At 58.5% G+C, this 12,160-nt stretch carries 8 protein-coding genes, 3 tRNA genes and 1 pseudogene; all 12 read right to left on the bottom strand.

What is annotated here, in order from left to right:
• Positions 1–11 precede the first annotated feature (11 nt).
• Entirely contained in the window at positions 12–983 is a 972-nt protein-coding gene (locus ACIOU6_RS24010; RefSeq protein ID WP_221733317.1) for an XdhC family protein, read from the bottom strand.
• A 1-nt stretch (position 984) separates the two neighbouring features.
• Positions 985–2,220 carry a c-type cytochrome gene (locus ACIOU6_RS24005; protein WP_401139080.1) on the bottom strand — a complete coding sequence of 412 codons (1,236 nt, stop codon included), beginning with the start codon at positions 2,218–2,220 and terminating at the stop codon, positions 985–987.
• Between the two features lie 2 nt (positions 2,221–2,222).
• Positions 2,223–2,762, bottom strand: a complete 540-nt coding sequence (locus tag ACIOU6_RS24000; protein WP_221733315.1) for a (2Fe-2S)-binding protein — start codon at positions 2,760–2,762, stop codon at positions 2,223–2,225.
• Positions 2,755–5,586, bottom strand: coding sequence for a xanthine dehydrogenase family protein molybdopterin-binding subunit (locus ACIOU6_RS23995; RefSeq protein ID WP_401139079.1), 2,832 nt, complete (start codon positions 5,584–5,586; stop codon positions 2,755–2,757). The genes ACIOU6_RS24000 and ACIOU6_RS23995 overlap by 8 nt, the downstream gene beginning before the upstream one ends.
• Positions 5,587–5,919: 333 nt before the next feature.
• Positions 5,920–6,888 carry a DMT family transporter gene (locus ACIOU6_RS23990; RefSeq protein ID WP_401139078.1) on the bottom strand — a complete coding sequence of 323 codons (969 nt, stop codon included), beginning with the start codon at positions 6,886–6,888 and terminating at the stop codon, positions 5,920–5,922.
• Positions 6,885–7,457 (bottom strand): TetR/AcrR family transcriptional regulator, encoded by a 573-nt coding sequence (locus tag ACIOU6_RS23985; RefSeq protein WP_221733312.1) that lies wholly within the window; start codon positions 7,455–7,457, stop codon positions 6,885–6,887. Before ACIOU6_RS23985 ends, ACIOU6_RS23990 begins: the two co-directional genes overlap by 4 nt.
• Positions 7,458–7,985: 528 nt before the next feature.
• Positions 7,986–8,062: transfer RNA gene (locus ACIOU6_RS23980), tRNA-Asp, on the bottom strand.
• A gap of 94 nt (positions 8,063–8,156) precedes the next feature.
• Positions 8,157–8,233: transfer RNA gene (locus ACIOU6_RS23975), tRNA-Asp, on the bottom strand.
• A gap of 55 nt (positions 8,234–8,288) precedes the next feature.
• Positions 8,289–8,364 (bottom strand) — tRNA-Val (locus ACIOU6_RS23970).
• 168 nt (positions 8,365–8,532) lie between these two features.
• A complete protein-coding gene (locus tag ACIOU6_RS23965; RefSeq protein ID WP_401139077.1) occupies positions 8,533–9,309 on the bottom strand; it encodes an SDR family oxidoreductase in 777 nt (258 codons plus the stop codon).
• Positions 9,306–10,517: an O-succinylhomoserine sulfhydrylase gene (locus ACIOU6_RS23960; RefSeq protein ID WP_221733784.1), complete on the bottom strand. Its 1,212-nt coding sequence runs from the start codon at positions 10,515–10,517 to the stop codon at positions 9,306–9,308. Before ACIOU6_RS23960 ends, ACIOU6_RS23965 begins: the two co-directional genes overlap by 4 nt.
• 80 nt (positions 10,518–10,597) lie before the next feature.
• Positions 10,598–12,100 (bottom strand): annotated as a pseudogene (gene purF, locus ACIOU6_RS23955) (amidophosphoribosyltransferase); the annotation flags it as partial.
• Positions 12,101–12,160 lie beyond the last annotated feature (60 nt).

Here is a 12,160-nt window from a genome sequence, read left to right as displayed (position 1 = left end):
TGAAATGCGCATCAGAGCTGGTCTCGTGCAATCCCACTACGGATCCGCAGGATGTCCGCCAGTACCGCCAGGGCAATCTCCGCCGGCGTCTTGCTGCCAAGATTAAGCCCGATCGGCGCGTGAATCCGCGCCAACTCGCCCTCTCCTAATCCGCCAATCCGGCGTAAACGCTCAAAGCGTTTCTGCGACGTCTGCTGTGAGCCCATCACGCCAATGTAGAACGCTTCGGTGCGCACGGCCTCCATCATTGCCAGATCATCGATACGCGGATCATGCGTCAGCGCCACCACCGCCGTGTCGCGATGGCAGCCACCGTCAGCAATGAACACCGACGGCAATTGCCGACGAATCTCTACGCCATTGAGTACCACGCCTTCGAGCACCTCATCACGCGGATCGCAGAGGATCACTTCGAAACCCAAGCCAACCGCAAACTCGGCACACGCCTGCGCCACGCTGGAATACCCGGCAAGCAAAAGACGCTGAGCCGCGCCAACACGGATTCGCACCCGATCAATCTCGCGCTCGATCCGAGCACCCTGCTCTCGATCAGCAAACAGGGTGCGCGCACCACTGGCCAGATCGACTTCACGAATCAGCCGACGCTGACCAAGCAGCGCCGATTCCAGTTCACGCAGATGCGCCAGCACGTCGCAGCCAACGTCGAATTTCTCTACCAGTACATCGAGAATACCGCCACAGGGCAGGCTGACCCGCGAACGCGGATCGTCGCCTTCGCCATAACGCACGACGTTGACCGCATCGAAAAACGCACCTTCGGCGACGCGCTCGAGAAAATCCTCCTCGACACAGCCGCCAGACAGCGACCCGATCCACTGCCCGCCGTCATTCACTGCCAGCAGCGAACCCGGCGCACGCGGCGCCGAGCCGTAAGTGGTCAACACGGTGCAAAGCCAGATGCACTGCCCCGCCACCGACCACTCCAATGCACGCCGCACCACTTGCAGATCGAGATGCTGCATGTCAGTGCGCCTTGTGCTCGATGGGCGGCGCGTCAGCTTGCAGCTTCTGAACCTCGCTTACCGCCAACTCAACGGACTGGCCGCCCCACCCTTGACGCAGGTAGTTGAGCAGATCGGTCAGTTGCTCAGGACTGAGCTTGTCGGCAAAACCCGGCATCGGTTGCATGTGTTCGAACCCGGAGAACTTCTGCTCGCCGATACCGTCCTCGATGACCCGCAACAGATTGCGTGGATCTTCCAGACGCAGCGTGGTGTTGCCGCGCATCGCGACAGCAATGTGCGGCTTGCCTTCACCACCCGCCGCGTGACAACCGGCGCAGACATTCAAATATTCCTGACGGCCACGCTGGGCACTCGCGCTGAGCTTGTCGACCGGCACGGCGACGAGCTCTTTGGCTGCCGGCGGTTGATCGCCGAGCAGGAAGGTCGCCATGGCTGCCAGATCGGTATCGTCCAAGCCCTGAGTGCTGTTGTGGAACACCGGGAACATCTCGTTGAACATCGTGCCCTGCGCGCTCATGCCATGCTTGAGGAATGTGCTCAGATCCTGATGATTCCAGCCGCGAGCGGCCAGATCAGTGGCCAGCAGGCTCGGCGCCAGATAGCCATTGAGAATACCGCCAGTCAGGCGCTTGTCCATTTGCATTGCACCCGACAGCCCGCGTGGCGTATGGCACTCGCCGCAGTGTCCGAGGACGTCGACCATGTACTGGCCACGCTTCCAGGCGTCGCTTTTGCCGTCGGCAGATTCCAGTTTCACGTCTTTGCCGTACATCATGTTCCAGCCCATCAGGCCCAGACGCACGTTGAACGGAAAACTCAGGCTGGTGACCGGCGCTGCCCGCTCGATCGGCTCAACGGTTTTCAGGTACGCATGAATCGCATCCGAATCTTCGCGCGGCACCAGGTGATACGAGGTGTACGGCATCGCCGGATACAGGTTCGCGCCATCGCGACGCTTGCCTGCGGTCAGCGCAGTGAAGAACTCGTCATCGTTGTACAAACCGATGCCGTGCTCCTTGCTCGGCGTGATATTGGTGCCGTAGATCGTGCCGAACGGCGACACAATCGGCAGGCCACCCGCATACGGCGCGCCACCCGGCGCGGTATGGCAGGCCATGCAGTCGGCGGCGCGAGCGAGGTATTCGCCGCGCTTGACCTGATCATCGGCGTGGGCAAACAACACTGGCGCAGCCAGCCCGACCGCCAAGGTCAGTCGGGTCATTAATAGCTTCATGCTTAACCCTCCTTGACCAGGCCGAGATCGGTCAGCACGTTGCGGGTCGCGTTGTAATAACGCACGTACCCGGTGCAACGGCATATGTGATGACCGAGGCTGTCCTCGATGACTTGTTCGAGCTTGCTTTGGACGATCGGCTGGCGTTGCAGCTTTTCCACCAACACAGTCGCGGCGTTGACGAAGCCAGGCGCGCAGTAGCTGCACTGGAAGGCGAACTCATCAACAAAGCGCTGCTGGATCGGATTCAGTTCCGTGACCTGCCCACTTTCATCACGCTTGGCGTGGCTTTCGATGGTGCGGACTTTTTTGCCTTCGAAGTAATGCGCGCCGGTGATGCAGGTGCGCACTTCTTCGCTGGTGCCGTCCGGGTTGTCGACGATCACCACGCAGGCATGGCAGATACCCTGACCACAGCCCAGACGCGAGCCAGTCAGGTTTTTGTATTCGTGCAGGTAGTCGATCATCGGCAGGTCATCAGGGATCTCCACCGGGCCGACGGATTGACCATTGAGGGTCAGTTGAAGCGGACGGTTAGCCATTGAGGGCCTCCTTGATGCGCGCAGCAGTGATAGGCAGATCGCGAACACGTTTACCGATGGCGTGCGCCACGGCGTTACCAATGGCACCGACCACCGGAATCATCACCACTTCGGCGATGCCTTTGGACGGGTCGCTGGGTGACAGCGGCGGCAGAATCTCTGCCGTCTGCTTCCACACCGCGACGTGCCGGGCCATTGGCAGGCGATAACGGTTGAAGTTCCAGTCACCCTCCCCCGGCCCGCCCTCGTAAAGCGGCATCTCTTCCATCAGCGCATGACCGATACCCATGGCGACCCCACCTTCGAGCTGTCCCTTGACCAGCTCTTCGACCAACACCCGACCGCACTCGACCCAAGAATGGTGGTTGAGCACTTCGACTTGCGCCGTGCCCTTGTTGACTTTCAGCTCTACCAACGTGGCGACCGGGCTGTAGTAAGTCACAGCAGCGTTGTTCAACTGAACAACCGGGTAGTTGATGTTCTGGCGATCCAACAGGTGGAAACCTGCCGTGCTCATCAGCGCTTTCTTCGCCTTCGGCGCCCCATCGCCGTACTTCACCGCCAAACCGTCAAGCGGCAGACGCTCACGCACGCCGTCGATGCTGTATTCGGCCTCTGCCCAGCTCCAGCGGTTGAACGCATGAACGGTGGCGCCGGTCACCAGACCGCGCTCATGAGCGCGCTTGGCCAGCTCTTCGAAGCTCAACGGCTGCATGCCGTTGGCAGTGAGTTTGCCGTCGACCCAATGCGCATCTTCACGACGCACCACGTAAGGGTTGGCTTGACCGCCGTAAGGCCCCTGACGCCAGATTTCCATGGCCGCCGGCCACAATCCGTTGTTGAACAGCACGCGCGCTGCCTCACGGGTTGCGTGGCTGAAGTAGTAAGCCGAGTTGGTCGCAGATGACGCCGAAGCCAACTTGCCGACCCAGCGCGGGTTGCGCAGCAGATTGTCCTGCTCGGCCTGGCTCATGATGTAAGGGTTGCCGCTGGTAATCAGCTGCATTTCCTTCCATTCGGTTTCGCCGGTCTTCACTTCATGGGCAGGGCTACCGAGAAAATCAGCGACGACCAAGGCTTGCGAAGTCGACATGCCGGTGCCGATTTCAATGCCGATATGACGCAGGGTGATGCGACCGTCGACAGTGAATTCGATACTGGCCATCGGCGCTTCAGAGCCGGTGCCGAAGTCTTTCTGGCAAATGGCGAAACCGACGCCGTACCAGTTGTCCGGATCGGCTGCTTCGCGCTGTTTCTTGATGGCGTCGCGGTTCTTCCAGACTTCGTGCACCGCAGCTTTGTCGAGAATCTCGTGCAGGCGCAGAGCACCGGCCGGGATCGCGCCCTGGGTGTTCTTCATACCCGAACGCAAAGCGTTCTTGCGGCGCAAATCGATCGCATCAACGCCGAGGCGATTGGCGATTTCGTCAACCATCATTTCGGTCGAGGCCATGCTTTGCAGCGTGCCGTAACCGCGCATCGAGCCCGCCTCAACAGCGCGCGAATGATAGGCGGTGACCTGCAGGTCGTTCTGCGGCATGTAATAGATCGACTGCGCCGCCGTGGCGCCAACCGCCGCTACGGATGGGCTGTAGTTGACCCGCCCACCACCGTCGACACTCATTTCGGCACGGAAAATCTTGAAGGTGTAATCGTTCTTGTCCACGGCCAGTTGGTAGCGGATGTCGAACGGGTGGCGCTTGATGCCGCTCTGGAATTGCTCGTAGCGGTCGTTGGCCAGGCGCACCGGCACACCCGCGCCGTACAGCGCAGCGAGTGCTGCGTAGTAAACGAAGATGTTGTGGTCTTTGGAGCCGTAACCGACGGTGTAACCGGGGTGCATGTTCAGGTTCGTCAGACCGAAGCGCGACGGCGCGATCATTTTCGCGGTCTCGGTCGCCGCTTCCAGTGGGCACTGGGTCGCCACTACGAAGTGCAGCGTCTTGGTGGCAGGGTCGTACCAACCGTTACCGTTGTCCGGCTCCATGGCGGCCGGCTCGATCGATGGGGTCTTGTAGCGCTCGTCGAACACCAGCCAGTTATCCGGCGGCGTATCGATCTCTTGCTTCATACGGTCGGCGTAGAACAAACCGCGCTCGGTCAGGTTGCCGTGCAGGTTCGGCTGGGAATTCCACACCGGACGACGGTTTTTCAGCATCGGGAACAGGATCGAGTCCTTGAGGCTAGCGAATTCATCTTCGTCTGCCGACGTCGGGCCACCCACACGTACGTAGCGGAAGCTGCCGTAGGGGTCGCCTTCGTAGTACGGCACCTTGGCGCCGTAACGAATCGCTTTGTCATTGAATTTGAGCTTGTTCTTGGCCTGACGAAAACGCTCGAAGTCGTTCCAGATCAGGATAGCGACCGGGTGGCCGATGAACATCGGCACTTTACCCTCAGGCAAGAGTGGGTCTGGAGCGTGCTCTTCAGGGAAGACAATACCGTCCTTGTCCAGATCGGCAGCGGTGACGATGCGGTCAGGCTGCAAGTCGGCGCCGAGCCACGACAGGTCGTAACCGTTATAGATATGGTCAGCCTTGATGGTTTTGAGCAGCATGGCGTGGCCTTGCTGCTCAGGCCAACCCGGCATGTCCTTGGAGCGGATGTCGCGAGCAAAAACCTTGCTGCCGCAGACCTTGGACAGAGCGTCGTTACGCTGGCGCGCCTTGCCGTTGTTGCCGAGCCACTTTTCGGACGGCACGGTGACGCTGTTTTCCATCAAGGCAGCCAGCGCCTGACTGCTGAGCGGCGTGAGCGTAACGCTCACCCCCGCCACCAGCCCGCCCTGAAGGAACGAGCGCCGGGATATTTCACGGTTGGACATGGATCATCCTCTGGGCGGTTATGAGTCCACCCTTCTGGTTATCTACTGGGAATCTCGAGTCTTGCAGAAGCCCTTTCTGGCGAAGCCAAGAGCCGTGTTGACAGTGCAAAGCTGACCGAAAGGTTAACTTTAAAGGTTTCTGTAGCTGCGGCAAACAAGCAGTTACAAAAATCTGACTAAAGAATCAAAATTACTGCGGCATTGCACCGCAGCAAGTCAATGGACAAATCGATGTGCAGCTTCTGCAGGAGCGAGCCTGCTGTAATCGTCCACCCAGTACAAATCAATCCAAAGCAGGTATCTGAAATGCCCGTATCGGCGCAGTCACATTATTCAAAGGCTGGTTTTTAAACCATGTCTCTCGACATGTGCTCTCCTGCGGTAAAAGGCGTGAATAGCCCACACCACTCCAACGAATAGCAACCCTGTCCCAAGCGCTTCCATAGGAGAGGGCCAGCGCTGGTTGATGAGCAAACCCATCGCAGTCGCATAAATGGTCCCGCTGGCGATCAATTGCCCGCTCAGCGCCAGAGGTAGGCGCCGGGTTGCGATTGACCACGCCCAAGCACCTGCAAGGGTGGCCCCCAACCCCTGAATTAACCCACAGACTATTAGCGCCTGAGTACCTGCCAACCCCCCCGAATGGCTAGCGAAGTGGGACAACTTCAAGTAAAGCCCAGCGGGGATGAAGGCCAGCATTTCGACGCTGCACATGAAGATCAGCATGGCGGACCACAACATCGGCGACATACTTGGGCGTCGAGCCAAAGCACTTTCATTTATCAGGCCAAAACCCGTCCAAAATCCGATTGCAAGCAACGATGCCAGGAGTCCAAACATTATCGAGGTTGTCGGGAGCACCACCGTGGCGCTACTAAAATCAAACACGCTCAAGTTGACCAGACTGATGCCTAACGCCGCCACCAACAAAGGCCCGGAAATGGCGCGCCAAGGCACGCTAGAGCTTCGCATGTTGCCGGCAATCGCAAGCACGATAGGGACTGATCCCATCATCACCGGAGGGATCACCGGCCCAGCCGCCAAGACCGCAGTGGTAATCAGAAAGAAGTAACCGATGTACCCCAAGAAGCCCAACAGTGCGGCGCAAGCCCAGTCGCTCAGCCTCAACTGCCGCACTTCACTACGATAAACAAACAGCACTAGCAGACTACCTAAACCGGCAAAGGCATAGCTCACCACAGCCAGATCAAAAAGGCTGTAATCGCCGACAAGGCCCGGAAAGATGTAGAGCAGCGACCAAGAAAAAGTGGCAGCAATGGCTGCTAATAAGCCGAGCGTCATACGCTTTGCTCCTGCCCAGCCTGCTTCCGGATCCAGCAATGAGCTATATGCCGTGCCGTGTCAAATACCTGCGCGTTCTGGCCCATGGCGCCGGTGACAAAACTGCCCTCCAGCAAGATAAACAACCCCTCAGCAACTACGTCAGGGTCGCTTAGACCAGCACTCATGGCCAATGCAGCAAGATTTTCGCGCACCCCTTGCTTATGCCTGCTTACAGCCAAATGCACAGGATGGCTAAACTGGGGGAATTCAGCCGCACTGTTGACGAACAGACATCCGCGCCCGCTATCTTTCAAAAGAAAGCGTTGATACAAATCGAAAAAAGCGAGCATCCCACTGACCGGATCAGGGTGTTTTGCCAAGGTGCACGCCACCTCTTCACGCCAGCGCAGGTCACGCTTCTCGAGGCAAGCCACTATCAGCGCATCCTTTGAGGGGAAATGGCTGTAGAGCGTCATCTTGGTAACACCCGCCATCGCGGCGATGGCCATCACACCAGTAATGTATATACCTTCTGACAGAAACAGCTTCAGCGCTGAGTCAATCAATCGCTCACGGGTATTGTCCAATTTTAGGTACTCCGGCATCGGGACGGAGTTGACTATACTGACCGGTAAGGTTGAGACACATCCAGATACGACCTGAATCATGGCCGTTACGACACAGACCGCAACATGCCAGCGCAGCAGTAAATCGCAAGATTTGGCCTATCCGGAATTTCGCTAAGCTATATAAGCGCCCCCCCGCCCCCGCATGGCTAAACAGACGCCCATTTATGCGACAGCAACTCAGTAATTTCATTTGCACGTTGCGAATGCTGGAGTTCGCAAGGCGACCTGGCCGTACGCTTACAGCCTGCTCACGATGATGGTGTGCATCTTCCAAAGATATTGGCTGCACTGGCGCTATCGCGAGCAGGCTCGCTGCCACAGGGATCTTTGCTCAATATCGGTCGACTGAAAGAAGTCAAACGGGAAAGGTCAAATTTCAGACACAAAAAACCCCGGTCTTTCGACCAGGGTATTTGCTATCGATTCCGAATCAGCCAGCGGCTTTTTTCGGTGCTTCAAGGCGTTCAGTGGTCCTTGAAGCAGATATGGCGCAGCGGACGGGACTCGAACCCGCGACCCCCGGCGTGACAGGCCGGTATTCTAACCGACTGAACTACCGCTGCGTATCGCTTTGAGCTTGCGCTCAAGTAACTCGTTTTGACTGAAAGCTTCGGTGCTTTTCAATCTCGAACCAGACAATGCCTGACTCGTAAAATATGGCGCAGCGGACGGGACTCGAACCCGCGACCCCCGGCGTGACAGGCCGGTATTCTAACCGACTGAACTACCGCTGCGCGTCGGTGGAGGCACTTTCAGCCTACCTCTTGCTTTCGCAAGTTTCTCGGGGAGTGGTGGGTGATGACGGGATCGAACCGCCGACATTCTGCTTGTAAGGCAGACGCTCTCCCAGCTGAGCTAATCACCCGTTTGCATCTCCGAGGCCGCGAAATTTACGCAGGTAGCGAACCTAAGTCAATAGCAGGATTGAAGTTTTTCTGAAAAAGACAAAATTGAGTCAATCCCGAACAACGCATCAACCGTCAGACCGCTATCGCAAGCTGGCTCGCTCCCACAGAGAACGCGGCTTCGCTCCTTACTCCGTGTAAATCATCTTCTTGGTCATACCACCATCCACGACGAACTCCTGCCCGGTCACAAACCCGGCATTGCGCGACAGCAGCCACGCAACCATCGCCGCGACGTCCTCGACCGTCCCTACCCTGCCCGCCGGATGCTGGGCATGATCAGCATCGGCCAGAGGCTCGGCCCGACGCACAGACGGATCCCGCGCATCGATCCAGCCCGGACTGACCGCATTGACGCGAATTTCCGGCCCCAGACTGATTGCCAACGCATGAGTCAGCGCCAACAAACCGCCCTTACTCGCAGCGTAGGCTTCAGTATCCGGCTCAGACTGCCCGGCCCGCGTCGACGCCAGATTGACGATTGAGCCGTTATGCGCGCGCAGATAGGGCGCACAATGCTTGGCCAACAACATCGGCCCACTGAGATTCACCGCCAGCACCCTATTCCAGTAAGCCAGATCCAGGCTTTCCAGGGTGATGTTGTGCGGATCAGCGACCGCCGCATTGCACACCAGTGCATCGAGACGCCCAAACTGCCCCAACACCTCAGCCACACCCAGCGCGACCTGGCTTTCCTCCGCCACATCCATGGCGATGAACCAGGCGTTCTCGCCCAGCACTTTCGCCACTTTCGACCCGCGCGACCGATCAAGATCCGTCAGCACGACCTGCCAGCCTTCGCTGATCAGCCAGGCAGCAATGCCCAGGCCGATTCCGCGCGCGGCACCCGTGACCAGCGCAACGCGGCCATGGGAACCCGCTTTCGGAGTGGACAACTCGATCACAACGCCGCCAGACCGCGCGCCAGGTCGGCTTGCAGGTCGACCACGTCTTCAAGGCCTACGGCGATACGGATCAGACTGTCACGGATGCCTGCTGCTTCACGCTCCTGCGGCGCGAGTCGGCCGTGAGAGGTGGTGCTCGGGTGAGTGATGGTGGTTTTGCTGTCGCCAAGGTTAGCCGTGATAGAAATCAACCGGGTTGCATCAATGAAGCGCCAGGCGCCCTCTTTGCCACCCTTGACCTCGAAACTCACTACCGCACCGAAACCCTTTTGCTGGCGCTGGGCCAACTCGTGCTGCGGATGGCTCTTGAGACCGGCGTAATGGACTTTTTCGATGCCGTCCTGCTGCTCCAGCCATTCAGCCAGTTGCTGAGCGTTGGCACAGTGCGCCTTCATCCGCAGGCTCAGGGTTTCCAGACCTTTGAGGAAGATCCACGCGTTGAACGGGCTCAGGGTTGGCCCGGCGGTACGCAGGAAACCGACGACCTCTTTCATCTGCTCGCTGCGACCAGCCACCACGCCGCCCATGCAACGGCCTTGGCCGTCGATGAATTTGGTCGCCGAGTGCACGACGATGTCCGCACCGAGCTTCAATGGCTGCTGCAACGCAGGCGTGCAGAAGCAGTTGTCGACCACCAGCATCGCGCCTTTGGCGTGAGCGATTTGCGCCAGCGCGGTGATATCCACCAACTCAGCCAGCGGATTGGAGGGCGACTCGACGAACAGTAATTTGGTATTGGGCTTGATCGCCGCATCCCAAGCCGAAAGTTCGGCCAAGGGTACGTAATCGACTTCAACGCCGAACCGCTTGAAGTACTTCTCGAACAGACTGATGGTCGAACCGAACACACTGCGCGATACCAAAACATGATCGCCGGCACTGCACAAACTCATCACCACCGCCATGATCGCAGCCATGCCCGTGGCAGTCGCAACTGCCTGTTCGGCGCTTTCCAGCGCCGCAATGCGCTCTTCAAACGCGCGCACAGTGGGGTTGGTGTAACGCGAGTAGACGTTGCCCGGCACTTCACCCGCAAACCGCGCAGCCGCGTCGGCAGCGGTGCGGAACACGTAGCTGGATGTAAAGAACATCGGATCACCGTGCTCACCTTCCGGCGTACGGTGCTGACCGGCACGTACGGCCAGGGTATCGAACGCTACGCCTTCGAGGTCGCTATCAAGCCGACCGGCATCCCATTCCTGACTCATGCTGTCACTCCTTGCCCTGTGCTGAATAAATGGAAGTCTTTTGCCAGATACAAAACCGGCCCCTCAGGGCCGGTAGAAACTCAGTTGTTGTACAGATCGATGATCGCACTGACCGCTTGGGTCTTGACCTTCGAGGCATCGTTGCGTGCCTGTTCGATCTTGTCCAGATAAGCCTCGTCGACGTCGCCGGTGACGTACTTGCCGTCGAACACCGCGCAATCGAAGGTTTCGATCTTGATCTTGCCGCCGCCGACCGCTTCGATCAAGTCAGGCAAGTCCTGATAGATCAGCCAGTCAGCACCGATCAGATCAGCCACATCCTGAGTCGAACGGTTGTGAGCGATCAATTCGTGAGCACTTGGCATGTCGATGCCGTACACGTTCGGGAATCGCACTGCTGGAGCGGCCGAGCAGAAGTAGACGTTTTTCGCGCCGGCTTCGCGGGCCATCTGGATGATCTGCTTGCAAGTGGTGCCACGAACAATCGAGTCGTCGACCAGCATCACGTTCTTGCCGCGGAATTCCAGCTCAATGGCATTGAGCTTCTGGCGTACCGACTTCTTGCGTGCAGCCTGACCCGGCATGATGAAAGTACGGCCGATGTAACGGTTCTTGACGAAACCTTCGCGGAACTTCACGCCCAGATGGTTAGCCAGCTCAAGCGCTGCAGTGCGGCTGGTGTCAGGAATCGGGATGACCACATCGATGTCGTGCTCTGGACGCTCGCGCAGGATCTTCTCGGCGAGCTTCTCACCCATGCGCAGACGGGCCTTGTAAACCGACACACCATCGATGATCGAGTCCGGACGCGCCAGGTAGACGTGTTCGAAGATGCACGGGGTCAGGGACGGGTTGGTCGCACACTGACGGGTGTGCAGCTTGCCGTCTTCAGTGATGTAGACCGCTTCGCCCGGTGCCAGGTCGCGAATCAGAGTAAAGCCGAGCACATCCAGGGAAACGCTTTCCGAGGCGATCATGTACTCGACGCCTTCGTCAGTGTGACGCTGACCGAATACGATCGGGCGAATACCATGCGGGTCACGGAAACCGACGATGCCGTAACCGGTCACCATGGCCACGACGGCGTAACCGCCAACGCAACGGTTGTGCACGTCGGTGACAGCGGCAAACACGTCTTCTTCGGTCGGCTGAAGCTTGCCGCGCTGGGCCAGCTCGTGAGCGAACACGTTCAATAGCACTTCCGAGTCGGAACTGGTGTTGACGTGACGCAGATCGGATTCGTAGATCTCTTTGGCCAACTGCTCAACGTTGGTCAGGTTGCCGTTATGCGCCAAGGTGATGCCGTAAGGCGAGTTGACGTAAAACGGCTGAGCTTCGGCCGAAGTCGAGCTGCCCGCAGTCGGGTAGCGAACATGACCGATACCCATATGGCCAACCAGGCGCTGCATATGACGCTGATGAAACACGTCACGCACCAGACCATTATCCTTGCGCAAGAACAACCGGCCATCATGGCTGGTCACGATACCGGCAGCGTCCTGGCCGCGGTGCTGGAGCACGGTTAGCGCGTCATACAGCGCCTGATTGACGTTCGACTTACCGACGATACGGACGAGGCCACACTTCCGACGAACCCCCTACTAAAGGGATATGAAATGAAAAACACACACGCCGGCGTTTTG

It is taken from the genome of Pseudomonas sp. NPDC087615, assembly GCF_044743445.1.
Classification (GTDB): domain Bacteria; phylum Pseudomonadota; class Gammaproteobacteria; order Pseudomonadales; family Pseudomonadaceae; genus Aquipseudomonas; species Aquipseudomonas baetica_A.
This window is presented reverse-complemented; position numbering and strand designations above follow the sequence as displayed.